General features: G+C 60.4%; 22 protein-coding genes. 10 read left to right on the forward strand and 12 right to left on the reverse strand.

All coding sequences use genetic code 11. The features are described from left to right. Nucleotides 1–194: 194 nt before the first annotated feature. Entirely contained in the window at nucleotides 195–1,097 is a 903-nt protein-coding gene (locus tag ABD937_RS03295) for a carboxypeptidase-like regulatory domain-containing protein (protein ID WP_345253363.1), read from the forward strand. A 299-nt stretch (nucleotides 1,098–1,396) separates the two neighbouring features. On the opposite strand, the gene ABD937_RS03300 is transcribed toward ABD937_RS03295, so the two are convergent. Next, on the reverse strand, nucleotides 1,397–1,972 hold the full coding sequence (locus tag ABD937_RS03300; RefSeq protein WP_345253365.1) for a type 1 glutamine amidotransferase domain-containing protein: 576 nt from the start codon (nucleotides 1,970–1,972) through the stop codon (nucleotides 1,397–1,399). 467 nt (nucleotides 1,973–2,439) lie between these two features. On the opposite strand from ABD937_RS03300, the gene ABD937_RS03305 reads away from it, so the two are divergent. Continuing rightward, nucleotides 2,440–3,258, forward strand: a complete 819-nt coding sequence (locus tag ABD937_RS03305) for an N-acetylmuramoyl-L-alanine amidase (RefSeq protein WP_345253367.1) — start codon at nucleotides 2,440–2,442, stop codon at nucleotides 3,256–3,258. A gap of 239 nt (nucleotides 3,259–3,497) precedes the next feature. On the opposite strand, the gene ABD937_RS03310 is transcribed toward ABD937_RS03305, so the two are convergent. Then, complete coding sequence (locus ABD937_RS03310; protein WP_345253369.1) at nucleotides 3,498–3,725, reverse strand: hypothetical protein; 228 nt, start codon at nucleotides 3,723–3,725, stop codon at nucleotides 3,498–3,500. A gap of 410 nt (nucleotides 3,726–4,135) precedes the next feature. On the opposite strand from ABD937_RS03310, the gene ABD937_RS03315 reads away from it, so the two are divergent. Continuing rightward, nucleotides 4,136–4,408, forward strand: a complete 273-nt coding sequence (locus tag ABD937_RS03315) for a hypothetical protein (RefSeq protein ID WP_345253371.1) — start codon at nucleotides 4,136–4,138, stop codon at nucleotides 4,406–4,408. A 103-nt stretch (nucleotides 4,409–4,511) separates the two neighbouring features. Here the strand turns inward: ABD937_RS03315 and ABD937_RS03320 are convergent, their stop codons facing one another. Next, the gene (locus ABD937_RS03320; RefSeq protein ID WP_345253373.1) at nucleotides 4,512–5,000 is read right to left on the reverse strand and encodes a hypothetical protein; all 489 of its coding nucleotides are present in this window, start codon (nucleotides 4,998–5,000) and stop codon (nucleotides 4,512–4,514) included. Between the two features lie 255 nt (nucleotides 5,001–5,255). Between ABD937_RS03320 and tsaB the strand changes: the two genes are divergently transcribed. The 3 genes from tsaB (at nucleotide 5,256) to ABD937_RS03335 (ending at nucleotide 7,907) form a co-directional block, all read left to right on the forward strand. Next, the gene (gene tsaB, locus ABD937_RS03325) at nucleotides 5,256–5,933 is read left to right on the forward strand and encodes a tRNA (adenosine(37)-N6)-threonylcarbamoyltransferase complex dimerization subunit type 1 TsaB (RefSeq protein ID WP_345253375.1); all 678 of its coding nucleotides are present in this window, start codon (nucleotides 5,256–5,258) and stop codon (nucleotides 5,931–5,933) included. 78 nt (nucleotides 5,934–6,011) lie between these two features. Beyond that, nucleotides 6,012–6,344 (forward strand): ArsR/SmtB family transcription factor, encoded by a 333-nt coding sequence (locus tag ABD937_RS03330; RefSeq protein ID WP_345253377.1) that lies wholly within the window; start codon nucleotides 6,012–6,014, stop codon nucleotides 6,342–6,344. A gap of 153 nt (nucleotides 6,345–6,497) precedes the next feature. Continuing rightward, nucleotides 6,498–7,907, forward strand: a complete 1,410-nt coding sequence (locus ABD937_RS03335; protein ID WP_345253379.1) for an MBL fold metallo-hydrolase — start codon at nucleotides 6,498–6,500, stop codon at nucleotides 7,905–7,907. A gap of 465 nt (nucleotides 7,908–8,372) precedes the next feature. On the opposite strand, the gene ABD937_RS03340 is transcribed toward ABD937_RS03335, so the two are convergent. From ABD937_RS03340 to ABD937_RS03370, 7 genes are all read right to left on the reverse strand, one after another. Continuing rightward, on the reverse strand, nucleotides 8,373–9,245 hold the full coding sequence (locus tag ABD937_RS03340; protein ID WP_345253381.1) for a lysophospholipid acyltransferase family protein: 873 nt from the start codon (nucleotides 9,243–9,245) through the stop codon (nucleotides 8,373–8,375). A gap of 300 nt (nucleotides 9,246–9,545) precedes the next feature. Then, a complete protein-coding gene (gene nadB / locus ABD937_RS03345) occupies nucleotides 9,546–11,210 on the reverse strand; it encodes an L-aspartate oxidase (protein WP_345253383.1) in 1,665 nt (554 codons plus the stop codon). 183 nt (nucleotides 11,211–11,393) lie between these two features. Beyond that, nucleotides 11,394–12,119 (reverse strand): lysoplasmalogenase, encoded by a 726-nt coding sequence (locus ABD937_RS03350; protein ID WP_345253385.1) that lies wholly within the window; start codon nucleotides 12,117–12,119, stop codon nucleotides 11,394–11,396. An 84-nt stretch (nucleotides 12,120–12,203) separates the two neighbouring features. After that, nucleotides 12,204–14,282, reverse strand: coding sequence for a (E)-4-hydroxy-3-methylbut-2-enyl-diphosphate synthase (gene ispG / locus ABD937_RS03355; protein WP_345253387.1), 2,079 nt, complete (start codon nucleotides 14,280–14,282; stop codon nucleotides 12,204–12,206). A 255-nt stretch (nucleotides 14,283–14,537) separates the two neighbouring features. Then, entirely contained in the window at nucleotides 14,538–15,086 is a 549-nt protein-coding gene (locus ABD937_RS03360; protein WP_345253389.1) for a tetratricopeptide repeat protein, read from the reverse strand. Next, nucleotides 15,083–16,099: a vWA domain-containing protein gene (locus tag ABD937_RS03365; protein WP_345253391.1), complete on the reverse strand. Its 1,017-nt coding sequence runs from the start codon at nucleotides 16,097–16,099 to the stop codon at nucleotides 15,083–15,085. Before ABD937_RS03365 ends, ABD937_RS03360 begins: the two co-directional genes overlap by 4 nt. A 335-nt stretch (nucleotides 16,100–16,434) precedes the next feature. Continuing rightward, entirely contained in the window at nucleotides 16,435–17,241 is an 807-nt protein-coding gene (locus ABD937_RS03370; RefSeq protein ID WP_345253393.1) for a penicillin-binding transpeptidase domain-containing protein, read from the reverse strand. 470 nt (nucleotides 17,242–17,711) lie between these two features. Between ABD937_RS03370 and ABD937_RS03375 the strand changes: the two genes are divergently transcribed. Next, nucleotides 17,712–18,620, forward strand: a complete 909-nt coding sequence (locus tag ABD937_RS03375; protein ID WP_345253395.1) for a hypothetical protein — start codon at nucleotides 17,712–17,714, stop codon at nucleotides 18,618–18,620. A 154-nt stretch (nucleotides 18,621–18,774) separates the two neighbouring features. On the opposite strand, the gene ABD937_RS03380 is transcribed toward ABD937_RS03375, so the two are convergent. After that, nucleotides 18,775–19,290: a hypothetical protein gene (locus tag ABD937_RS03380; RefSeq protein WP_345253397.1), complete on the reverse strand. Its 516-nt coding sequence runs from the start codon at nucleotides 19,288–19,290 to the stop codon at nucleotides 18,775–18,777. Between the two features lie 247 nt (nucleotides 19,291–19,537). On the opposite strand from ABD937_RS03380, the gene ABD937_RS03385 reads away from it, so the two are divergent. The 3 genes from ABD937_RS03385 (at nucleotide 19,538) to ABD937_RS03395 (ending at nucleotide 21,339) form a co-directional block, all read left to right on the forward strand. Further along, a complete protein-coding gene (locus ABD937_RS03385) occupies nucleotides 19,538–20,092 on the forward strand; it encodes an RNA polymerase sigma factor (protein ID WP_345253399.1) in 555 nt (184 codons plus the stop codon). 33 nt (nucleotides 20,093–20,125) lie between these two features. Next, nucleotides 20,126–20,860 (forward strand): hypothetical protein, encoded by a 735-nt coding sequence (locus ABD937_RS03390; RefSeq protein WP_345253401.1) that lies wholly within the window; start codon nucleotides 20,126–20,128, stop codon nucleotides 20,858–20,860. Between the two features lie 65 nt (nucleotides 20,861–20,925). Beyond that, nucleotides 20,926–21,339, forward strand: coding sequence for a hypothetical protein (locus ABD937_RS03395; protein WP_345253403.1), 414 nt, complete (start codon nucleotides 20,926–20,928; stop codon nucleotides 21,337–21,339). Between the two features lie 394 nt (nucleotides 21,340–21,733). Here the strand turns inward: ABD937_RS03395 and ABD937_RS03400 are convergent, their stop codons facing one another. Beyond that, nucleotides 21,734–23,740: a T9SS type B sorting domain-containing protein gene (locus ABD937_RS03400; protein ID WP_345253405.1), complete on the reverse strand. Its 2,007-nt coding sequence runs from the start codon at nucleotides 23,738–23,740 to the stop codon at nucleotides 21,734–21,736. Nucleotides 23,741–23,903: the final 163 nt, after the last annotated feature.

Here is a 23,903-nt window from a genome sequence, read left to right on the forward strand (position 1 = left end):
GGGCGTCACCGGGCGGTGTAGCCGCAGTCGGAAAGCCCGTACACATCGTCCCGGCCGCCCCGACTGGCCGTCGCGGCCCCTGAGGCGCCCCGCAGGTGCCGGAATGCCACCCGCCCCAACCCGTTGCCGGTGCGTCGCAACCAAGTGCACCGCATTTTGGTTATACCGGTTCACCATACCAAAAACAACATATTATGACAAAAAGAAACCTCGCCCGCGTCAGCATGTTCAACGCCATGCTCCTGTTCTTTGGCTCCTATGCCGCCGTCATCAACCGTATTCCTGCCCTGGCCGCCGCCGTCGACCGCTTCCGCCGGTTCCTCGAGCAGTGTAAGGAAGCGATGGCCGAGGAGCAGCTCGTAACCGAAGGGATCACCGACGACAAGGCAATGGCGCAAGAGCGTCTTTGCAAACAAACCGCTGTCATCACCGGGGCAGCATCGGCGTACGCCGCTGAGAAGAACCTCGGTGAGCTGGCTGGTGAGATGAAGTACTCTGCCCGCGACCTCGGTCGCCTGGGCGCTGCCGACCTCCTTTCCACGGTTCGCCGCATCCTGTCGCAGGTAGAGCCGCACCTCCTTGACCTGGTCGACTACGGTATCACGCGGGAGCTGTTTGACCGTACCCGGGAAGCTGCCGACCTCTTCGAAGGGAAAACGGGTACTCCGCGGCAGGGCATCACTATCCGCTCCGACGCAGGTGAGCGTGCCGCCGAGCTCGTGGCGCAAACCAATGCCGTGCTCCGCAAGTCCATCGACAAGCTCGTGCGCCAGTTCGAGACCACCGATCCCGAATTCTACAGCCAGTACTGGAAGAGCCGCGTTGTGGTGGATGCGGCTACCGCCTCCACCGACCTGGTCGTTGAGGTCGCCCATGCCACTGCCGGCCCCATTGCAGCCGCAGAGGTACGGGTAGAGGGCTCCGGCGTTACTGGAACCACTGACGCCTTCGGACGCTGCTTGCTCCGTGGGGTCGAGCCCGGCACCACCCGTATCCTGATCACGCACCGCGACTATACCCAAAAGACCGTCGAGGGCGTGCAGCTGAAGCCGGGCAAGAAGACAAAGCTCACCGCGAGCCTCGAGCGGCAGGGCTGATCGTTGTGTTGAAGAGCAAAGAGAAAGGCCGGGATGAACTCCTGGCCTTTCTGTTTCCTGTAATTGGGGTTTCTCACTACCGAAAACTCCGCGTAACGCAAGGGCCTTCGAAGACTCCGCGTAACGCAGGAGATTGCTTCGCTACACTCGCAATGACGTTCACCGTTCACCCCGCTGCAGGTGGGGTCCATCGTCGCCAAGCCTGGCGCAACCCCAGCCGCCGAACCATTCCAAACCATTCTAATCCTTTGTGAACCTTCAATTACCCCATTCCCCCATCATCCCATTACCCCATTCGTCTAGTCGTGCTTCGTATACTGCCCCGTGGTCGCATGCTTGCCCTCCCGTATTTCTTCAAGCATCTTTTTGATAAAGGCATCAAGGTCTTCGGGGCTGCGGCTCGTGACGAGGCCGTTGTCGGTCACCACCTCCTTGTCCTGCCACAGGGCGCCGGCGTTCTCAAGGTCGGTGCGCACGGAAGGGTAGGAGGTGAGGGTGCGCGTGGCGATCATGCCCGTTTCGATGAGCAGCTGCGGGCCGTGGCAGATCGCGGCCACCGGCTTGCCGTACTCGAGGAAATGCCTTGCGAAGTCCACCGCCTTTTTGTTGGTGCGCAGCGTGTCGGGGTTGAGCACGCCGCCGGGCAGCAGCAGGGCGTCGTAATCTTCCGGGTTCGCGTCGTCGAGCACTTTGTCTACGGGCAGCTCGATGCTCCAGTGGTCTTTATCCCAGGCCTTCACTTTGTCTTTCTGCGGCGATACGATGTGCGCCTCGGCGCCCGCCGCGCGCAGGGCTTCCAGCGGCTGCGTCAGCTCCACTTCCTCGAATCCGTTCTCGGTGAGTACGGCTACTTTCTTTCCATTCAACTGTGTCATAGTGATGTTATTTAGCGGATAGCTACCGGCTCAAAAACCAATCCAGTGCTTCTTGTACAGTTGTGGATTCCTCACTTGTTTCATCATTCATCCGTTCGGGTAAGTCAAAATTCAAAAGTCAAAAGGCAAAATGGATCCTTCCGTTGCGCACCGTTATTTTGTTAGTGAGATTCTGCATTAGCCGGACGGGTCGGCCGCAAGCGGCCTTGGCACGCGACGGCGCAACGGCGCAACGAAGGAAATAAAACGTGTTACTCGCGTTTCGTCCTTCGGCAAGCTCAGGACGCTGTCGTGTTCCCGCGAAGCTTCGGGGGTGCAAAGGGGCGGAAGCCCCGCAAGCCGTGCCTGCAGGGCACGCTACGTGAGTTTCTCCATGACTTATGCAGTTTCGAAGTAACGCCTGCGAAATGTCATCCGCGATCCGCTTTTGAATTTTTACTTTTGACTTTTGAATTTATATCAAGCCGATGCCCCGTTTCCTTTCCCTGAGCGCCCTTGCCGCCGTTGCCCTGTTCCTGGTTCATTGCAGCCGCGGGCCCTATGCCGCCACCAACAAGCAGTATAAGAAGATGACGAAGGGCTTTGCCAAAGACCTGCAGGCCCCGCCCGCGCAGCAAACGGTAGCCACCGCGCCGGAGTGGGTTGGCGCCATCAACTTCAACATGCGCAAGCCCAACATCGTGGTGATCCACCACACGGCGCAAAAGACCTGCGACTCGGCGCTGCAGACCTTCACGAAACCCAAGACGCAGGTGAGCGCGCACTATGTGATCTGCCGCGACGGCATCGTGCACCACATGCTCAACGATTACCTGCGCGCCTGGCATGCCGGCGCCGGCCGCTGGGGCAATACCAACGACATCAACTCGGCCTCGATCGGCATCGAGCTCGCCAACGACGGGTATGAAACCTTCACGGAGCCGCAGCTCGGCAGCCTGATGACCCTGCTCGACTCGCTCAAGAAGAAGTACGCGGTGCCTGCGGGCAACTTCATCGGGCATGCCGACATCGCGCCCACGCGCAAGAACGACCCCAACATCCACTTTCCCTGGAAGCGCTTTGCCGATGCCGGCTATGGCCATTGGTGGAACGATACTTCGGGCGTAACGGTGCCCGCCGGCTTTCAGCCGCTCGAAGCCCTCCGCATCGTGGGCTACGACGTGCGCGACAGCAGCGCCGTGTACAGCGCCTTCCGCCGCAAGTACCTGCAGCGCGAAGCCCGCGGCACCCTCAGCGAAGCGGAGCGCAAAGTGCTTTACACGTTGTACCGGAAGTACCTGCAGTAGGAGGATTTTAGATTTCGGATTTCGGATTTCAGATTTGCATTGACGTCGCCGGCAAGCCTTGATTTTGTAGCTTGCCCAATGTACAATAGGGAGCTGAACATGGCGCGCGAAGTCCACCACCCAGGGTGTTGGGCCAGGCTGAAGCGTACGCCGCTACAAATTGAGGCGAAATTACCTATTCGGGCGTGCGTTCACCGCTTTGAGGCACACATCTGAAATCTGAAATCTCAAATCTGAAATCAATTGTGGCGCGCTTTGGCGGAGGTATCATAGCTGACTACGGTGCTGGAGTCAGGCGCGGCGCCGGTGGAGGTGTCGAGGGGCTGCTGCACGGGCACGTTGGGATCCGAAGACGGCGCCTGCTGCTGGCTTTCGGGGTCCACCTTGGTTTCGGTGCGGTTGTCGCTGGCGCCCTGGCAGGCCGTGAGCGCGAAAAGGAGGGAGGCAAAGCCGATCCATTGTTTCATAACCTTTCTGTTTGGGACTACCGCTCCAAACGAAGTGCCATAAAGGATCTCAGATCGCGGATCTGTGATCTGCCTTCAGTAGAACAGTCCTTTTCGTTCGTACCACCCTGCTTGTCGATACGATGATCTTACGACGCATTGCTCCAATAGCAGACCTTAACACGACAATGGCGAAGCTCCCTCTTGAAATCGATCCGAGATCTGCAATCTGCGATGTCTATTGATGCGATAGGCCTCCTCTCAGTCGTACCGCCAATGTTTGCCCAAGCCGCGCTTACCGGTCTGCCTCCTCCGACAGCAAACGTTACCTGTGCAGTAGAAAATCTTCCGCTCGGAACAGATCCGAGATCTGCGATCACCGATCTGAGATCCTCTGGCCGGTTTTTTGCACCCGCTCTACAAAAAGAGCTATGAATGTGAAGCGCACCTTCGGGGTGATCCTGACGATCCTGGGCATTGCCGGGCTGATCTATGCAGCCGTGGTGTTCATGGACGCGAAGGGCACCTCCCAGCAGATAAAGACCCTCATCGTATATGGCCTCCTCGGCGGCGTCTTCTTCTTTACCGGCATCGGCCTCATCCGCAGCACCGCCGACGAGATCCGTCATCCCATCGGCTCGCCCGGCGACGGCCGCACGGTGCACCGCGAAACGCGGACATACCGGACGGATACGGACATTTAGCCGTTTCCATACCATCTCTTTAAAGCGCAGGCGCCCCTGCGCTTTTTGCGTTGCATAAGGGTGGCGGTTCCGGTAAAATCGCGGTACGACGGCCTAGGCGGCCTCAGTAATAGTGGTAGCAATAAGTGCCGGCTATCCTCCAGCGCCCTTTTTTCTCCAGGTAGAAGACCTGTCCGCCACCGTTCGTATCCAACAGGATGAAGGCTCCGGTTTTGTTGCGGAACACAGGCTCAGATAGTGCTACCCGGTTCCGGTAGGGAAAGGGTTTCGCGGCTGCATAAGAAATTACTTCGATGCCCCGGAGCCGGATCTGCTTCCAGCTGAATCCTGTTTTTTTTCGGGTTTTGCTGACGATCCTTGCCGAATCGGTTGCGTTGATGCCCAGCCTGGTAAAAAGAGAAGGGAAGCAATCCAGCAGGTCGAGGGTTTGCGCGGAGTCGACGAGGATCCGGCTGTGCGGATGGGTACGAAGGGCAGCAACGGCGATGGCCGCTCTGTCTGCCTGCGTTTGCGCCCGGAGGCCGTTGGTGAAAAGAAACAGAAGGGCACTCAGAAACAGTAGCTTCCTGTTCGGCTGCAGTAGGTAGGGCAAAGTCGGTGCGCGCATTTCAGCAGAGTCGGGTGTACTTGGAAGAAAGGTCTTCGGCAGTACTTCGTTTCACCGGAAGCCGGATCGGTCTTTCGCGCTCGTAGATAAACCGGTCCAAACAAGCCAGCCCGGCATCGACCGCATTTTACCAATAGACCAATAAACCAATAAACCAATAAACCAATAAACCAATAAACCAATACCCCAATAGACAAATAAACTAATAAACTAATATCCAGTCCGCCTATATTTGCCGCCATGCCAATCCTGCTGCACCTCGACACTGCCGTCGCCGGCGCCTCCGTGGCCCTCTCGGAAGGCAGCGCCCTGCTGGGCGAAAAGCGCTTCGACGGTCCGCGCGACTCCGCCGCCTGGATCCAGGTGGCCATCCGCGACCTGGTGCAGGAAGCCGGCCGCTCCCTTTCCGATCTGGATGCGGTGTCCGTCACCGCCGGCCCGGGCTCCTATACCGGCCTTCGTGTAGGGCTCGCCACGGCCAAAGGACTTTGCTACGCGCTCGGCCGCCCGCTCATCGCGCTCCCTACCTTGGAAGTAATGGCCGCGGCTGCCGGTGCTGTGGAAGGGCTTCTGTGCCCGATGATCGACGCCCGGCGGATGGAAGTTTTCACGGCAGTATATGACCATGCGGGTAATGAAGTACGCCCCGTGCAGGCCCTTGTGCTCGACGAGCACTGTTTTTCCGACCTGCTCGAGGCCGGACCCGTGACCTTTTTCGGCAACGGTGCTCCGAAATGGCAAGGGCTTGTGCCGCACCCGAATGCCCATTTTCAGGTAGTGGACTATGCCGCGCGGCATGCGGTGGCGCTCGCCGAAAGGGCTTTTTCGGCGGGGCGCTTTATGGACCTCGCCTACGGCGAACCCTTGTACGGAAAGGAATTTTACACGCCGCAACGCCCGCCGGTGGTCCGAATTTGAGGAATAATGACGCACTATCGTTTTTTACGGATCTGCTTTATACATTTGTAAAATATTAGAATTAACACGAATCATTATATGAGCGAACTTTTACTGGAAAAGCCCGCGAAAGGAGAAACTGAGCTGAAGATCGATGTGCTGACCCTGAAGAAAGCGGCCCTGGTCCTGCGGGCTATCAACCATAAACTGCGCCAGCAGATCCTCAAGCTCATTCAGCAGCGGGGGGAGATCACCGTTACCGAGATCTACGTAAAGCTGCGCCTCGAGCAGTCCGTAGCTTCCCAGCACCTCGCCATCCTGCGCAAGGCCGGCTTCGTGCAAACGAACCGCGAAGGCAAGTTCATCTACTACTCGGTGAACGAAGAGCGCCTTACCCAGGTACACGGGTTTGCGCAGCAACTGTTAAAATAATCCTTCGCCGTCCTTCGACTGGCTCAGGATGACAACAGCACCTGTCACCGTGAGCTTGTCGAACGGCCTCCCCAAGCCCGGGATGACAATCAATTGACGAGGATCAGCAGGGTGGCGCTTTCGCAGCACGTACCTTTGCGCAAAGGACCGGACATGTATATCCAACAACTCTATACGGGCTGCCTCAGCGAGGCGGCCTATTATATCGAAAGCAACGGCCAGGCCGCCATCGTGGACCCGCTGCGCGATATCGATGCTTACCTCCAGCTCGCCACCGAGCGCGGCGCCTCCATCCGATACATCTTCGAAACGCACTTTCACGCCGACTTCGTTTCCGGGCACATCGACCTGGCGGCGGCTACCGGCGCTACCATCGTATACGGACCCGATACCGAAACGAAGCTGCCCGTGCACATCGCGAAAGACGGCGAAGTATTCTCCCTCGGCGACATCACCCTCACCGTGCTGCACACGCCCGGCCACACCCTCGAGTCGACCTGCTACCTCCTGAAGGATGCCGATGGAAGAGAGCATTGCCTCTTCACCGGCGACACGCTCTTCGTGGGCGACGTGGGCCGCCCCGACCTCGCGCAAAAAGGCTCCGACCTCACGATGGAAGACCTCGCCGGCATGCTCTACGACAGCCTGCACAAGCACATCCTCCCGCGCCCCGACGACGTGATCGTGTACCCGGCGCACGGCCCCGGCTCCGCCTGCGGCAAAAGCCTCGGCCCCGAAACCTTCAGCACCATCGGCACCCAGAAGCAAAGCAATTACGCGCTGCAGCCCCAGACCCGCGCCCAGTTCGTACAGGCCGTAACGGAAGGGCTCGCCGCACCGCCCCAATATTTCCCGATCAACGCCCGCATCAACAAGGAAGGCTACGAATCGCTCGACTCCGTGCTGGCCAAGGGACTGACGCCGCTTTCGGTAGCCGACGTGAAGGCTGCGCTGGGGCAGGACGCCCTGGTGCTCGACACGAGGCATGCCTCCGAGTTCACCGGCGGCTTCATCCCCGGCTCCATTTTCGTGGGCCTCGAAGGCCGCTTCGCGGAGTGGGCCGGCTCCCTGCTGCCCTACGATGCACCGATGATCCTGGTCACGCCCGAAGGCAAGGAGCGCGAATCGCTTGTGCGCCTCGCCCGCGTCGGCTTCCAGAATGTGATCGGCGTTGTGCAGGGAGGCTTCGCTGCCTGGCAGGCCTCCGGCGAGGCTATGGATATGATTATCGACGTGGATACGGACGAGCTGGCCATGGACCTTCCCTTCGACGAGAACCTCGTGGTGGTTGACGTGCGCAAGCCGGCAGAGTTTGCCGAAGGCCATGTGAAGGAAGCCGTGAACGTGCCGCTCAACGAGATGACCGACCTCGCCTATGTAGCGCAGTTCGAAGAGGAGCAGAACCTCTACGTGCACTGCCAGGGCGGTTACCGCAGCGTCATCGCCGCATCGCTCATGAAGCGCCAGGGGCTGCACAACCTGCGCAACGTGCTCGGCGGCTGGAACGCCATCAAGAAGGAAGAGCGTATTCCTACGGAGAAGGAAAAGAGCGTGCTCAACTGATCCGCGCAAACAACTCATCGAAAAGCAGGCAACCGCCTGCTTTTTTCGTGTACGGCGGGTGCCGGTAGGCGAGCTGCGCAACAGCACGGCACCGGTCTTCCGGGTTTTGGCCTGCCCTCAGCTCATCCCTATTTTTTGCGGCTTCATCCGCATCTCCGGAAGCCCTTGCGGCGTTGGGCATCGGGTGTTATGCTCGCCTTGAAGCCGCTCCTGTAGCGGCTTTTACGCGGCTCTGCCACACTTTGCCATCGTGAAAAGCGTGCAAACATGGTTGCGGGCTGCGATAGGGCTGCTGTACTTTAGCACTGTGACCGGCAAGGACCGGCATCCCGAAGAAAGAAACAACGAATTCATATAGCAAGCAATCGTTACGTCTCCTGTTTCCACAGGGGACTTTTTTTTGCTCGTACTTCTACGGATACCCTCCAGATCTAGGATCTCAGATCTGAGATCTCAGATCCAATATCACAGGAGTGGCCAATGCGGATGGTGCTCGTATTTCCATCGGCGGTGGCTCCAGAGCCATAGCTCGGGCTGCTCGGTCATCACGCGCTCGAGGTATTGGGCGTACTGCCTGGTAAGGGCGCCTTCGGGTAATTCGGCGGGATGCGCGGCCGCGAGCTCGGCATGGCACACGTAATGGCCGCGCCGTGGTTTTGTAAAGTGGGCGAAGAACACCGGCAGGTCGTTCCGGCGCGCCGCTGCCTCCGGCTGCTTCAGAAAGGCCGTGGGGCGGCCGAAGAACATCGTCCAGTGAGCCTTGTGCGGGATCGAGGGGCTCTGGTCGGCGATGAGGCCGAGGATGTACTGCTGGTCGCGCAGGCGCAGCATCTCTTCGCGCATGCGGTTGGCCGGGATGAGGTAGGTGCCGAAGCGCCCGCGGATGTAGCGGAAGAGGCGGTCTATGGGTTTTGCGTTGATGGTCAGGTAAACGCCGTGCAGCTGGTCGGGCAGGTACTTGGGCACGGCCAGGTTGGCGAGCTCCCAATTGAAGTTGTGGCCGAGGTGAAACTGGATGGAGCGGCCGTCTTTATACACCTCGTGCACCTGCCGGAAGTCGGCGCTGAAGCGCTTGTCGAAAAACGAGGGGGGCGCCGAGATGAACTTGATGGTTTCGATGAACGTATCGGTGAAGTTGCGGTAGAACTTTTTGGCGATGGCGATGCGCTCGGCCTCTGATTTCTGCGGGAAGGCGATGGCGAGGTTGCCCATCACCACCTCCTTCCGGTAGCCCATCAGCCGGTACACGATAAAGTACGCAACGTCCGATAACAGGTACAGCACCCGCATGGGCAGCAGCGACAGCAGGTACAGGAATCCGAAAAGGAGGTAATACATCCGGCTGCAAAGGTGGGGAGAAAATCAAAAGGCAACAGTCAAAATTCCGTTTGGCTCGCTGCGCTCACTTAATCACGCAGCGACGCGACGACGGGCGGCGCGGCGGATTATTTGTTCTTGCACGGTTGTTTTTTCGACACTACTTTAAAAACTTCCCTGCTGTAATTCATGCAGTATTGCGTTAAGATCTACGGCCTGATGGCGATTTGTTGCTATCTCCGCGTCGCTCTCCGCCGCGCCGCCGCGTGAAAAAGTCCTGCCGCAGGCAGGACTCAATAATTTTTGCAAAGCCTTGAAACCTTACAGCACGATATTCTGCAGCAACTCCGAGCGCTCGGGGAAGTCGGTATTGTAATGCAGCCCGCGGCTCTCCCGCCGGAACGAAGCTCCTTTTGTGATCAGGTAACCGACGGTGATCAGGTTACGCAATTCGAGCAGGTGCGGCGACACCGTGGTGTTGCGGTACAGCTCCTCCGTTTCTTCGAAGAGCAGGTCGATGCGCTTCATCGCCCGCTCGAGGCGCACCGTATTGCGTACGATGCCTACGTAGTCGCTCATTACCTGCTGCAGCTCTTTCAGGCTTTGTGTGATCAGGATCATCTCTTTCGGCTCGGCCACACCGGTTGCGTTCCAGTCGGGGATCTCGGGCAGGGAGCCAGGCGTGTCGAAGCGGCGGGCGGCATCGAGATAGCAGCGGTGGGCAAAGACCATCGCCTCGAGCAGGGAGTTGCTCGCCAGGCGGTTGGCGCCGTGCAGGCCGGTGGAGGCGCACTCGCCGCAGGCATACAGGTTGGCGATGGAGGAGCGGCCCCAGGCGTCGGTCTTGATGCCGCCGCAGCTGTAGTGCGCTGCCGGCGCCACCGGGATCATCTGCATCGCCACGTCGATGCCGAGCGACAGGCATTTCTCGTAGATGTTCGGGAAGTGCTCGCGGAACTGCTGCTGGTTCATATGGCGGCAATCGAGCCATACGTGCTCGGTACCGCCGATCTTCATCTCGTTGTCGATGGCGCGGGCCACGATGTCGCGCGGGGCGAGGTCGCGGCGCTCGTCGTAGCGCTCCATGAAAGCCTCGCCCTTGCTGTTGCGCAGGATGCCGCCGTCGCCGCGCACGGCCTCGGTGATGAGGAAGGCCTGGCCGCGGCGCCCCGCTTCGTACAGGGCCGTGGGGTGAAACTGGATGAACTCCATGTTCTCGATGCGGCCCTTGGCGCGGTACACCATCGCCACGCCGTCGCCGGTGGCGATAAAGGGGTTTGTAGTGGTGCGGTATACCTGCCCGTTGCCGCCGGTGGCCAGCAGCGTTACCTGCGACAACACCTTCTCGATGCGGTTTGTCTCCATGTTGAGCACGTACACGCCATAGCAGGAGATGTCGGGCGTCGATTTGGTGACCAGGAAGCCGAGGTGGTGCTGCGTGATGATGTCGACCACGAAGCAGTGCTTGATGATGGTGATATTGGGCGTATTCTCGACGGCGGTGAGCAGCGCGCGCTCCATCTCTCTGCCGGTCACGTCCTTGTGGTGGAGGATGCGGTCCTCGGAATGGCCGCCCTCGCGCCCCAGCTTGTAGGAGCCTTCGGCATCCTTGTCGAACTGCGCGCCCCAGTCGATGATCTCCTGCACGCGTGCGGGTCCCTCCTTCACCACCAGTTCCACGATCGCGGGATCGCAGAGGCCATCGCCGGCGATGAGCGTGTCGTCGATATGCTTCTGGAACGAGTCGTTCTCCAGGTCGTTCACCACGGCGATGCCGCCCTGTGCGTACTTGGTATTGGTTTCATCCGCTGCCGCCTTGGTGATGATCGTCACCTTGCGGTCGGGAAAGTGTTGGGCGATCTTCAGGGCATAGGTAAGCCCGGCGATCCCGGAGCCGATCACGAGGAAGTCGGCCCCGGCGCCGGCGCCGGCCCCCTGTCCCCCGAAGGGGGAACCTAGGTTGGTTCTTTCATTTATGTTTTCCATCTTTTCTCAAAGAATAAAGCCCAAAATAGGCGTTGGCCAATTAAGTGGCCCCGACTCATGGCAACATATAAAAAGAGATTGTCACAAGGATACCTTTCTCACGGTGCTTTGGAAAAACTTGCTACCGGAAAGTAGGATCCACCTGAGTTCCCCCCTCGGGGGACAGGGGGCCGGTACAGGGGGCTAATTGAGCAGCTCCATCCTGCGGGCCTGCTCGCTTTTTTGCGGCACCGGCACGGGGGCGCTGTGGTTGAGGAGGCCGAGGGTCAGGAACAGCTGCGCGAGCCCGTAGGTACTCATAATGAGGAGCCCGTAGTGGGGGGAAGGTGTCTTCCAGTAGAATTTCTGCAGGGCCAGCACCGTGTCGGAGGCAACGAAGAGGAGGGCGCCTCCAAAAAGGAGGGCGGCGGACTTGCGGTTCTTGAGGGGCACGAGCTGTACGGCCATTGCCAGCATCGTGCTGATCACGGCGCCATAAACGAGCACGGGCGTGCGGAGCGCGCCGAGATGGTCCCACAGCAGGCCGATCAGGCATACATAGAAGGCGATCACGGGCACCAGCCCCACGAGCCGGAAGCGAACGCCCTTGCGGATACGCAGCTTGCCCAGCGCGACGCTGTAGGCCACCTGGGCCACCAGGAAGGCGCCGAGGCCCGCCATGAAGAATTCCGGGCCCTCCGGCTCGAAGAGCAGCAGCGCATCGCCGGCCCAGGAAAAGAAGAGTGCAGCCAGCAGCAGCACCTTGAGCGCCGAAGCGCCCCGCGGCCCCGCATGCAGCACCATGCCCATGAGCAGCGGCATCAGCGCCGATTTGCTGTAGGGGCGCAGGCTCACATCACCCACATAGAGGATCACGAGGTCCACGGCGAGGGCGGCAACGTAGAAGAGGGTCCAGTAGGTTCGTTTCATAACGTGAATCGGCAATCGGGAACCGGGAATCGCACCTGACCTTCGGGATCGTTATTGCCGTTTGCCGATTCCCGATTGCCGTTCTCACGCCAGCACCGCCGGCTCCACCCAGGCGCCGTTGGCTTTCAGCAGCCCGATGAGCTCCTCTACCGCCACTTCAGAGGGTACATTGCGCTTCACCACTTCCTTGCCCTTGTACAGCGTGATCTTGCCCGGCCCGGAGCCCACATATCCGAAGTCGGCGTCGGCCATCTCGCCGGGACCGTTCACGATGCAGCCCATGATGGCGATCTTGACGCCCTTCAAATGATGAGTGACGGCGCGGATCTTCGCCGTCGTTTCCTGCAGGTCGAAGAGGGTGCGGCCACAGCTCGGGCAGGAGATGTATTCTGTTTTGGAGATGCGGGTGCGGGTGGCCTGCAGGATAGAGAAGGCGGTGCTGTTAAGGAAGCGCTCGGCGCGGTCGGCCCCCGTGCTGTAGCGGCGGCCGGAGAGCGTGTTATATTGGTCGAACTGCGCGTAGGCGGCGGGCGTCATGCCGAGGCAGATGCCGTCGCCGATGCCGTCGAGCAGGAGGGCGCCGGCTTCCACGCCGAAGTGCACGAGGTGCTCGTCGGCGGTCTGCCAGTTGCTGTCGGTGATGAGCACAACCGGGTTGCGGACGCCGCGCTGGTCGAGCTCAATCACGAGGCGGCGCACCGACTGCATCGCGTTCTTGTTGGTGCTGCTCAGACAAAGCACTACGGAGGGATCGTTGGCGAGCGCTTCGAGGTGCGTCGCGGGATCCGTAGGACTACTGTAGGCGTCCACCATCACGAAGTTGAGCTCGCGGCTTTTCGCCATCGCGCCGGCGAAGCCAGCGTCGTCGAAGATGGGAAAGTATTTTTCGAGCGGGTTCTCGGCTTCGATGCCGTGTTGCTCGATGGTGAGCTCCCAGGTGGCGGGATACTGGATCACTTTCAGGGTGCCGGGCAATGCAAAGGGTACGGACAGGTGGCCGGTAAATACGTAGTCGGCAGCGGTGTCGGCGATCGTCCACTTGTCGGTGGCTTCGTTGTAGGTATACCCAATGTGCTTCAGGTCGGCAGGCGTGATGACGGGTAGCTTGGAGAGGTCTGCTATCACCACGGGTACCTGTCCGCCGCCGATGTTGGAAACGGCAAACGAAGTGCGGCGCTTGTATGCATACGGGGAGAACACCCCCTCCCAGCCTCCCCCGGGAGGGGGAGGAGTACCCGCTTCGGGAGAAAGGTCTCCCTCCCCCCCGGGAAGGGACGGGGTGGGGTGGTATCTTTTTACCAGGTCCCTGCACACCGGGATCTCGAGCTCGGGGTCTTCGGTCAGCGACACGCGGATGGTATCGCCGATGCCGTCTTCGAGGAGGGCGCCGATGCCGATGGCGCTCTTGATGCGGCCGTCTTCGCCGTCGCCGGCCTCGGTCACGCCGAGGTGCAGCGGGTAGCACTCGCCGAACTCCTGCTGCATCTGCCGGATGAGGAGGCGGTAGGCCTGCACCATCACCTGCGGGTTGCTCGATTTCATTGAGAGCACGATCCCGTGGTAGTCTTCGCTGCGCGCGATGCGGAGGAACTCCATGGCGCTTTCCACCATGCCCATCGGCGTATCGCCGTACCGGCTCAGGATGCGGTCGGAGAGGGAGCCGTGGTTGGTACCGATGCGCATGGCGGTGCCGTGCTCGCGGCAGATGCGCACGAGCGGCGTGAAGCGCTCTCGGATGCGGTCGATCTCCTCGGCATATTCCGCATCGGTGTATTCGATGTGCTCGAACTTTTTCTTGTCGACGTAGTTGCCCGGGTTCACCCGCACTTTCTCCACGATGCGCGCGGCGATCTCGGCGGCGTTGGGCGTGAAGTGGATGTCGGCAACGAGCGGCGTGGTATAGCCGCGGCGGCGGAGTTCGTCCTTGATGGCCTGCAGGTTCTCGGCTTCCTTTTTTGAGGGAGCGGTGATGCGCACGAGCTCAGCGCCCGCCTCGATGCAGCGGATCGTCTGCTCCACGGTGGCCAGGGTGTCCATCGTGTCGGTGGTGGTCATCGTCTGTACCCGGATCGGGTGGTCGCCGCCGATCCAGAGATCGCCGATGCGCACGGCGCGGGTACGGAGGCGCTTATAGGAAGTCAGGCTTTCGGTATAATACTGCATAGGAGTGTGGCAAAGGTAGACTAATGTGCTAATGGGGTAATGTGCTAATGGGGTAATGGGAGAATGGGGTAATGGGAGAATGGGGTGATGGGATAATGAAGAACAGGTTTTGGAAAGTTGGCGGAGAGAGCGCCATTCCTGTTTGTTACCCCGGGCCTGCCGGGGAAGCAATGGATTTTCAAGGTGACATAAGGGACCGGAATGACCTGGCATTGATTAGCACATCAGCACATTAACCCATTAGCAAATTAAACCCTACCAATCCTTCGAGGGGTTGTTGCCGCCGCCGGGCTGCTGCTTGCTTTGCTGGAGCTTGCGCTCCTTGTCTTTGAGTTGCTCAAGCTTTTTGTCGGCCTCCGAATTGTTCATTTTAGCGCCGCCGCCTCCGCCGCCGCTTTGCTTTTTGAGCTCCAGCAGGGCTTTTTGCAGGTTGTCGCGGGCCTCTTTGTCGGCCGGGTCGATCCGGAGCGCCGATTTGTAGGCGTCGATGCTTTGCTCCAGGGCCTTTTGCTTCGTGTATACCACGCCGGTATTGTACCAGGCTTTCTCCTGCAGGGCGCGGTCTTCGGTCTGGGTGGTGAGCGGCGCCAGCACGGCCAGGGCTTCGTCGAAGCGGTTCTGCTTGATGAGCGCGTTGGCGAGGTTGTACTTCGTGGTGAGGTTGTCGCCCGCGCGCCGGTAGAGCTGCTCGGCGGCCGCGTAATTGCCTTCGCGGTAAAAGTCGTTTCCGCGCTTCACCTCGTCGGCCTGGGCGGCGGCTGTGCTAGCGGTCAGCGCCAGCAAAAGGGTGGAGAGCCATTTCATGCGGCTACCTTTTTTCGTTCGGGAAGGAGGCCCTGTAGCACGAGCAGGACGAGCATCGGCAGCAGGAGCCAGTGGTAAAAGGGGTCGTAGCTGAGGTTGGCCTTGTCTACGAGCGGGGCGCTCTTGACGTTGGCCACGGCCGCCAGCAGGGCGCTCTGGGCGGCGGCCCGGTCGCTGAGGAGGAGATATTGTCCTTTGCCTACCGAAGCGATGTTCTGGAGCAGCTCCTGGTTGAGGCGGGAAACCACCGTATTGCCGGACTCGTCCTTCTTGAGCGTTTTCGTCTTGGGATCGATGAGCGTAGTGCCGCCGGGCGAGCCGATGCCCACCGTGTTGATCAGCACGCCGCGGTCAGTGAGTGCTTTGGCCGATTCGAGGGCTTTGTCGTCGTGCGTTTCGCCGTCGGTGAGCAGGAGCACGGTGCGGTAGCGGCCGGTGTTCTCGATGCCGAACAGCTCGCGGCACTGGTCGAGCGCTTCGCCCACGGCGGTGCCCTGCGCGGGCAGCTGGCCGGGGTTGGCGGCGTCGATGAAGAGTTCGGCGGCGCTGTGGTCGTAGGTGAGGGGGAGTTGCGCGTAGGCATGGCCGGCAAAGACGACCAGGGCTACGCGGTCGTTGCGGCGCTGGCGGATGAGGCTTTTGAGCAGGTCTTTGGCGGCCTGGAGGCGGTTGGGCGCCACGTCGCTGGCGAGCATCGAATTACTGACGTCGAGGGCGAACACCTGGTCGATGCCGGTGCGGAGCTCCGGATCGCCGGCGGCGGGCCGGCGCGGGTTGGCAAGTGCCAGGATGCCGAGGGCAAAGGCCAACAGACCCAGGAAGAAGCGCGTGGCGGCGCGGTGCGGGCTGCGCCCGGGCATCATCCGCGCGATGAGGGCGGCGTCGCCAAGGCCCGCGATGCGGCGGCGCTGCCAGCGGCGATAGCTCCACCAGGCCAGGGCCAGCAGGGGCACCAGCGCCAGCAGGTATAGGGCCTCGGGGCGTCCGAACTCGATGTCGAAGGGAAGGGTCATCCGTGCCGTAAATGTAAATATCAGGCCAGCAATTAATTTGCTAATGTGTGAATGTGCTGATGTGCTAATAAGGTTCAGGAGGGTTCAGAATGGTTCAGGAAGGTTGGTGGCGACCAACCAGCCCACGGCTTCAGCCGTGGGTTTTCGAAATGTACCAGCCCATAGCTTCAGCTATGGGTTTTCGATTTGCCCTTATTACCCCGAGCTTGTCGAGGGATACCTTGACTTCGCCTGAGGCGACGTGGCCAAGGCAACGCCAACAAAAAAGCTCCCAAATAGGGAGCTCGCTGTTTTTTGAGCTGATCAGCACATTAGCACATCAACACATTAGCACATTACTTCTTTCCTTCCAGGAAGCCCAGGTGCTTCAGGATGCCTTTGAGCATCGAGAGGCGTATGGTGGCGAGGTCAGCGCGGGAAGGGTCGGCCTCGAGGTTCATGACGAAGAAATAGGGACGGTTGTTCTCCTCCACCCAGCCCACGATCCAGGCAATGGAGCGGCCGTTCTCGCGGTGGCCCCAGCCGGTCTTGTAGCTTAGCTTGTACTGGGGCGTATTCTCGAACAGCATCGCGCGCTTCACGATCTCCTGGTTGGTCTTGAAGAAGGGCAGCTGGTTGAAGTACAGGCGCTTCACAAGGCCCAGCTCCTCGTCGGGGCGCACCTTGAGCGAGTTGTCGAGCCAGAAGGTATCGATCTTCGAGATCTTGCGGTTGCCGTAGGACAGCGAGTCGAGCCAGTGCTGCATCGTGTCGCGGCCGATGCGGCGGGCGAGCTCTCCGTACCAGGCCGGGCAGGAGATGCGGAAGGCATCGTACATCGTCATGTCGCGGTTGCACTCGGGGCGGCCACGGTCCACGCCGTCCCAGCGGATGACCATCGAGTCGTTGGTGATCTTGCCGGTCTGCAGGCCGACGAGGGAGTTGACGATCTTGAAGGTGGAGGCGGGCAGGTAAGCCGAGTCGCGGAAGCGCGTCAGGTTGTGCACAGTGAACTCCCCGTTGGTATTGTCCATGAGGGCGAAGCAGCCGTCCACTTTGGCGTCGGTAAAGAATTTGGCGAGCGATTCGTCGGTGGTGACGTTATTGGGCGAGCAGCCCGCGAACAGCAGCAGGGCCAGCAGGGAAGCGAGGAAAGAACGCATAATGGTGGGATTCGGCCGCAAAGTTGGGAGGTGGCACGCGGAAAGCGCGGAAAACGCGGAAAAATATTTCTTTACTAAGATGGCTTACTTCGGTTTGCAGCATCCTCAAGGTGCTGCGGCTTGGTGGGCTGGTTTTCTTATTCATGCTACCTTTCTTTCGGTGAAAGTCATTTGATAAAACGCGGAAAACAAAAAGAGAATACAAGCGGCATAGACCTCCCAGCCAGCTTCGTTAGCCACTCTATTAGACCCTCCCTTTTCCGCGTTTTATAAGTGCGACTGCCCTCAAAGACCGCTTCAATTTTTAGCCGGAAAGCTCGTTCCGGGGCACCCGCACGAAAGGAAAAGCCGGTTCAATAGAGCGGCTTCCCGCACTAAATGATTCAGCGTGTTCCGCGTCTTCCGCGTGCCACCCCGCGCCATATCCACTTTTTTTGGCATCTTTAGGGCACCAAAAACTGTTTCTCCTGATGCGTTTGCTCTCCTTGTCGCTCCTCGCTGCCGTGGTCCTGTGCAGCTGTAAAAAGAATCAGAAGGCCGAGGCCCGGGCACAGCTTGTATTCAAATTCAAATTTGACAGCACGCAGCTGCGTCTCGACAACATCGGCCAGCCGAGCAATATCGCCGCCGGCGGCGCGGCGCAGAGCCCTGTCTTCAATGCGATGAGCGCTCACTACCTCGAGCTGGCACCCACGGCCTTCACGGCCCTCGGCTCCGGCCTCGTGCTCTGGCGCGCCCCGGAGGTGGCCTCCGCCACCGGCCCGGCCATCGATTTCGACCAGAGCAACGTGGTGGGCGACGGCGGCACCTTTTTCAGCACCCCGCTGCGCAACATCCCGCCCGGCGAGTACGAGTGGCTCCGCCTCTCCGTAGCCTACCAGAATTTCGACGTGAAGTATTCCATCGATACCACCATCGCCGGCAACCGCATCCAGCAGGAAGCTTCCGGCACCATCGCGGGCTTTATCGGCTTCAACAACTTTATCCGCAGCTTCCGGGTAAAGGAGCGCAGCATTGCCGTGAACGGCGCCCGCCCGCAGGGCTTCTGGGGCTTCGAGTCGGCGCTGCGCTACAACGGCATCACGTTTACGGTGCTCGACTCGGCCACCGCCCCTTCCGGCGCCACCACGGTGGTGAACCCGCTCTTTACCTCCTCGCCGGTGCCCGCCGGCTCCTGCGTCGTTACCGGCTCTTTCCTCCCGGGCAAGCTGCGCATCACCGGCGCCGAAACCGAAAACATCGTGGTGGAAGTGTCGCTGTCGACCAACAAAAGCTTCGAGTGGGACGACCGCATGCCCAACGGCCGCTGGGAGCCGCTCAAAGGCGAGAAGGTGCGCGATATGGGCCTGCGCGGGATGCTGCCGCGGATCATGGAATAACGCGAGAAAAGGTTTAGGAGGTTTAGGGGGTTTAGAAGGTTGGCTGGCGCACGCAACCCCCTAAACTTTCTAAACCTCCTAAACCTCCTAAACCTCCTAAACCTCCTAAACCTCCTAAACCTCCTAAACCTCCTAAACCCTTCTCTTCAGAACATCACCGCATTCGTTCTAACACCGCGCGCTGGTAGCTTTTCGTGGGGAAGCTTTTAACCTCGGGCGATGCTTCGGTGCCGTGGCCGGACGTGCGCACCGGGGCAACGCCGGTGGCATGAAATTCGGCGATGAGGCGGCCGCCCTCGAGCCAGTAAGCGTTGTGGATGGTGCTGCTCTGCACGCTGAAAGCGCTCGTGAGGCGCCCGCCCACCCAGTACTGGTCGAGCAGGATGCCGTTGCGCTCGTCGATGAGCCAGTGGCCTTTGGCGCTGTCTGCCGGGCGGAGCACGTAGGGCCGGTCGTCCCGAAGCGAGTCGCCGTAAACGATCCGCCAGGTGTATTGCCCGGCCGTGTCGGTGCGCCCGATCAGGAGCTGCATCGTGACGGTCCGGGGCTCCTTCTTGCCGGCGGAATACCAGTGGAGGGTACCCTTCCAGTGGCCCACGAAGGCTTCAGGAAAGTCCTGGGCGGCGGCAGTGCCGGAAAGCAGTAAGAGGAACAGGAGCAGGCGTTTCATCGCCGAAAGCTAGGGAATTCCGGAAAAGGTTTTGGAAGGGTTTTGACGGGTTTTGAGAAGTTATTGGTCCCTCAACTGTGTTGTTTCACCCGCGCCTTTTCGTGTATCACTTTTTAGATCCTTTTGCCAAGGCCTGCCTGGTCGCACAACCTTTCAAAAACCCTTCTGCACCCTCCTGAGCCTTATTCCCCCATCAGCACATTACCCCATTAGCACATTAGCAAATTCTCCCATTATCTTCGCCACGATGGCATTAACCAATCAAGATGACGCGGAGCTCCTCCGGCAGTTTCGCGAGCCGGCTACGAAGGAGGCTGCCTATACGGCGCTGGTGCGGAAGTACCAGGAGCGGCTGTACTGGCATGTGCGCCGCATCGTGGTGAGCCACGACGATGCCAGCGACGTGCTCCAGAACGTGTTCATCCGCGTCTGGAACGCCCTTGAAAATTTCAAGCAGGAATCGCAGCTCTACACCTGGCTCTACCGCATCGCTACCAACGAATGCCTGACCTTCCTGGAGAGCCAGAAAAAGCGGGCGGCGGTGCCGCTCGGCGACGTGGAATCGGGGCTCGAGAACCGCATCAAGGCCGACCCCGGCTTCGACGCCAACCGCCTCGAGTGGAAGCTCCAGCTCGCGATCCAGCAACTTCCTGAGAAACAGCGCATTGTGTTTACGCTCCGGTACTACGACGAGATGCCCTACGAGGAGATGAGCCGGGTGCTCGAAACGAGCGAGGGCGCCCTAAAAGCAAGCTATCACCACGCCGTCAAAAAAGTAGAGGATTATATCAAAAACCATTAAACCTCATCCCCCGCCCGGGGTCAGAGAACCCGTATGACCGAACGCAGGCACATAGCAGAAGAGCTTCACGGGCTGGGCAGCACGCTGCCGCATGGCCCGACGGGGATCCCGTATGCCGTTCCGGAGGGCTTTTTCGACGCTTTCCCGGGAACGCTGCTGGCCCGCCTGCACGAAGTTGCCGCAACCGACGACCCGAAGGCGGAGCTAGAAGGGCTCTCGCCCCTGCTGGCCGGGCTGCCGAAGCGGATGCCCTTCTCGGTGCCGGAAGGTTTTTTCGGAGCGACCCCCGCCCTTCCCGGGGCGCCGGAACTGCCCGCCCTGCTGTCCGCTCACGACCGCCGCATGCCGTACACCGTTCCCGGGGGCTACTTCGAATCGCTGCCGGAAACCCTCCTCGAAGCGGTGCGCCCGAAGGCCAAAGTAGTACCCCTGGGCCGCCGCCCCTGGTACCGCACCGCCGCCGCTGCGGCCGTGGTGGGACTGCTGGCGATCGGGGGCTGGTTCTACTCGGGCTCCGGCACGGGCACTACTCCCGATGTGGCGGCCAACCCCGAGGCCTGGGTAGAGAAGCGCCTCAACAGCGTACCCGACCAGGCACTGGAGGAGTTCATCGAAACGGCCGACCCAGTGCACGGCGCCGACCTGGCCCGCAACGAGCCCCGCAAGGCGGAGGTCAACTCCCTGCTCAGCGACGTCTCCGACCAGGAGATGGCTGCCTTCCTGGAACAGGTGCCTACCGACGACGAGCACCTGAACGCGATCAATTAATACACACGCACTCATACCGGTTTCGAACGAACTTTGTGTGACCCTGGCAAAACCGAATGAAGACCATGAAACGATTTTTATACATAACCTGCTTTTTGATCTCCCTCGGCCTGCCGGCCGCGGCACAGGAAGGCCCCGGTGGTCCGGGCGGCCGCGTTCGGGAGCGGATGCGCGAGTACCTGCAGAACCGCCTCAGCCTGTCGCGCTCCGAAGCCGACCGCTTTGCACCGGTATTCCTCAACTATTTCAACGAGCTCCGCTCCATCAACCAGCAGTTTCGCGGCGACCGCCTTGTGCTGCAGCAAAAGATCGTGGACCTGCGCCTCCGCTACCGCGAGCAGTTCAAGCCGATCATGGGCGAGAAGCGCTCCAACGACGTCTTTATCTACGAGCATGATTTCGTGGATGAGGTGAAGCGCATCCGGGAAGAGCGGCTACAGAACCGGTTCGACGGCGATCGTCCCGGAAAAAGATTTTAACACCGTTGTTACTTTGAAGAACAATTTCTCCTATATTTGGAATTGGTGTTTTTCATAGGTTAGCAACGGCCGGCTCTTTTTAGGGCAGGCCTTTTTTCTTTTTAGGCCCTCCCGAATGTTGTAAATCTGTTAAAACCCGCGTCCCTGCTGGGTTTTGTCACTTCACGGGTTTTACGCGCCCGCTTTTCTCCACTAAGAAATTGCTTCTTTTTCTTCCTGCCGCTGGGGCTGCGCGCACCTCCGTCGCCTCCGGTGAAAAGCCCGCAAGTGGCCCTCCGCTCACCCCGGAATCCCGGCTGTGGAAAAAATCCCGTCGATCTTCCGGCCTTGGTCCCGGTATAGAAAGAGCCCCGGCATTATCGCCGGGGCTCTTTCTATGATTTGTAAGTCCGGATCAGCGGATCAGGGTCATGGTGCCTTTGCGGAACACCGGCTTCCGGGTGTCGCGGTCGGTATAGCGGGCAAACCAGACGTAGACGCCGGCGCCCTGGTCGATGCCGTTGACGCGCCCGTCCCAGCCGGCCTTCCAGTTATTGGTCTGGAACACCACCTGGCCCCAGCGGTTATAGACCATCAGCTCGAAGTCCACCGCCTTTACGGCGTTCAGGATCCGGAAGCGGTCGTTCTTGCCGTCGTTGTTGGGGGTAAATGCATTTGGCACATCCACGTAGCAGCTGTTGTAGACCACGATGCGCTTCCGGGCTTCGGCCGTGCAGCCGAAGGAGTCGGTGACCTGGAGGCGCACCCAGTAGGGCGTTTCGCGCACCGGCCCTGCATATACCGGCACCGGCGTTTGCTGGGTGGAGGTCTGGCCGTCGCCGAAATCCCAGGCATAGCGCAGGCCGCGGCCCACGGAGCTGTTGACGACGGGTACGGTCTCCTCGGGACAGTTGTCTTCAAAGATCGAGAAGTCGGCCTTCAGGAAGTTGATCAGCTCAAAGGAGGCGCGGGCCGTGTCGTTGCAGAAGCCGTTGCTCACCACGAGCTCCACGGCTTTGGTATTGAACTGGGCGTAGATGCCGGTCGGGTTTTGCAGCGTGCTTTCCTGCCCTTCGTCGAGCGTCCACTTCCAGCTGTCGACGCCGTTGGCGCCAGGGTGGAGGTAGCGGACCGTATCGCGCTGGCAGCCATAGCCTATAGTATAGGTGAAATCCGCATTCACGGTGTCTTTCACGCTGAAGGATACGTTCTGGCCGGCGGGCGTTTCCTCGCCGCATTCGTCGATGAGGGTATTGCCGTCGGTGCCGCGCTGCAGGATCACCTGGAAGGCCCCTGCGCGCTGCAGGGGCGCTGAAAGCGACAGCACGATCACCTTGGAGCCTGCCGTGCCGGCATCGGCGCAGGTGGCGCCGGTAACCGTTACCGGGTAGGTGCCCGCCACGCGGAAGTCGGACCCGTTGGGGGCTACCGAGACGCAGCTCATGAGGCGCTTGAATACGAGGCGCAGCTCGCGCGGTGCACAGGCCACGGGGGCGATGCTGTCCATGCGGGTGGGCACGCGGGGGGTGATGGTGATGGGCAGCGATTCGGTAGTGGCGAGGGACTGGTCGCAGTAGTCGAGCAGGGTGTTGCCGTCGGTGCCGGCGCGCACCTGCAGGGTATAGTTGCCTGCGGCGAGGGGGGCAGCGAGCTGCAGGAGGATGGAGTCCGTGTCGAAGCCGTTGCTGCAGCCGATGCCTGTGGCCGACACGATGGCGCCGCCGCCGGCGAGCACGAACTCGGAGCCGGAGCCGGTGAGCGAGCTGCACTTCATCTTCTTATTCAGCTTCACCCGCAGCTGGTCGCCGGCGCAGGAAGCCTCGAGGCTCCGGAGGCGCGGCGTGGTGGTGTCGGTGATGACGGCCGTGCCGCCACCGAAAGAGAGGCCGTAGCCATACTGGGTGGGCGTGAAGTGGGAGATGAGCAGCAGGTAGTTATGCCCCTGGATCAGGTTGGGCATGCGGCTGAACCGGGGGTTGGGCGTGCCCCCGCATACAAACTGCTGGGTGCCGGCGCTGCTGGCCCCGGTGAGGCCGGTTTCGCCGCTCCAGTTTTTGGAGATCACGAGGCTGCCGTCGGTGAACACGTCGTTCGGGTTGCGCCCGGTAACGTCGTAGAGTTCCCAGTCGTAATCGGAGGACATGTTGTTGGGCGTGATGAGAAAGCCGAGGGTGCCCGACTGGAAGCAGGTGAACTTATACCAGAATGGGTTGACATCGGTGAGTACTCCCTGGTTTGGATTGCAGCCGGGAGAGGGAAGGGGGGTGCCGCCGCAAAGAGGTACGGTTGATTGCGCGAAGGTGCTGGTGCCGCATACCGGGAACGCTGTGGCGGGCGTCTGGCCCGGCGTGGTGCAGGTCTGGGCCCGCAGTCCGGTGGTGGTCAAAAGTAGCAGCAGGCTCGCCAGGAATCGCAGTTGCATAGTGATGGTATAGAGGGTACAAATATCCAATATGCTGCATCGCCGCGCTGCCAATGCCTTGTGAAAGTAAACAAATTGCAAAAAAGAGCGTGTCAACTGCGCCGTGCCCCCGGCAGCCGGGCGTGGCGCTCCCGGGGCACCGGGGCGCGCGGAAGGCAAAGAG

The sequence above is a fragment of the Flaviaestuariibacter amylovorans genome (genome assembly GCF_039541815.1).
Lineage (GTDB): Bacteria > Bacteroidota > Bacteroidia > Chitinophagales > Chitinophagaceae > Flavisolibacter > Flavisolibacter amylovorans.

Excerpts from the sequence above, each read along its gene's own strand:
- ABD937_RS03330 (WP_345253377.1), top strand. The coding sequence starts at position 6,012 with ATGAGCGAACTTTTACTGGAAAAGCCCGCGAAAGGAGAAACTGAGCTG.
- ABD937_RS03380 (WP_345253397.1), bottom strand. The coding sequence starts at position 19,290 with ATGAAACGCCTGCTCCTGTTCCTCTTACTGCTTTCCGGCACTGCCGCC.
- ABD937_RS03350 (WP_345253385.1), bottom strand. The coding sequence starts at position 12,119 with ATGAAACGAACCTACTGGACCCTCTTCTACGTTGCCGCCCTCGCCGTG.
- ABD937_RS03335 (WP_345253379.1), top strand. The coding sequence starts at position 6,498 with ATGTATATCCAACAACTCTATACGGGCTGCCTCAGCGAGGCGGCCTAT.
- ABD937_RS03340 (WP_345253381.1), bottom strand. The coding sequence starts at position 9,245 with ATGTATTACCTCCTTTTCGGATTCCTGTACCTGCTGTCGCTGCTGCCC.
- ABD937_RS03305 (WP_345253367.1), top strand. The coding sequence starts at position 2,440 with ATGCCCCGTTTCCTTTCCCTGAGCGCCCTTGCCGCCGTTGCCCTGTTC.
- ABD937_RS03315 (WP_345253371.1), top strand. The coding sequence starts at position 4,136 with ATGAATGTGAAGCGCACCTTCGGGGTGATCCTGACGATCCTGGGCATT.
- ABD937_RS03365 (WP_345253391.1), bottom strand. The coding sequence starts at position 16,099 with ATGACCCTTCCCTTCGACATCGAGTTCGGACGCCCCGAGGCCCTATAC.
- ABD937_RS03360 (WP_345253389.1), bottom strand. The coding sequence starts at position 15,086 with ATGAAATGGCTCTCCACCCTTTTGCTGGCGCTGACCGCTAGCACAGCC.
- ABD937_RS03310 (WP_345253369.1), bottom strand. The coding sequence starts at position 3,725 with ATGAAACAATGGATCGGCTTTGCCTCCCTCCTTTTCGCGCTCACGGCC.
- tsaB (WP_345253375.1), top strand. The coding sequence starts at position 5,256 with ATGCCAATCCTGCTGCACCTCGACACTGCCGTCGCCGGCGCCTCCGTG.
- ABD937_RS03395 (WP_345253403.1), top strand. The coding sequence starts at position 20,926 with ATGAAACGATTTTTATACATAACCTGCTTTTTGATCTCCCTCGGCCTG.
- ABD937_RS03370 (WP_345253393.1), bottom strand. The coding sequence starts at position 17,241 with ATGCGTTCTTTCCTCGCTTCCCTGCTGGCCCTGCTGCTGTTCGCGGGC.
- ABD937_RS03375 (WP_345253395.1), top strand. The coding sequence starts at position 17,712 with ATGCGTTTGCTCTCCTTGTCGCTCCTCGCTGCCGTGGTCCTGTGCAGC.
- ABD937_RS03390 (WP_345253401.1), top strand. The coding sequence starts at position 20,126 with ATGACCGAACGCAGGCACATAGCAGAAGAGCTTCACGGGCTGGGCAGC.
- ABD937_RS03300 (WP_345253365.1), bottom strand. The coding sequence starts at position 1,972 with ATGACACAGTTGAATGGAAAGAAAGTAGCCGTACTCACCGAGAACGGA.
- ABD937_RS03385 (WP_345253399.1), top strand. The coding sequence starts at position 19,538 with ATGGCATTAACCAATCAAGATGACGCGGAGCTCCTCCGGCAGTTTCGC.
- ABD937_RS03295 (WP_345253363.1), top strand. The coding sequence starts at position 195 with ATGACAAAAAGAAACCTCGCCCGCGTCAGCATGTTCAACGCCATGCTC.
- ispG (WP_345253387.1), bottom strand. The coding sequence starts at position 14,282 with ATGCAGTATTATACCGAAAGCCTGACTTCCTATAAGCGCCTCCGTACC.
- nadB (WP_345253383.1), bottom strand. The coding sequence starts at position 11,210 with ATGGAAAACATAAATGAAAGAACCAACCTAGGTTCCCCCTTCGGGGGA.
- ABD937_RS03400 (WP_345253405.1), bottom strand. The coding sequence starts at position 23,740 with ATGCAACTGCGATTCCTGGCGAGCCTGCTGCTACTTTTGACCACCACC.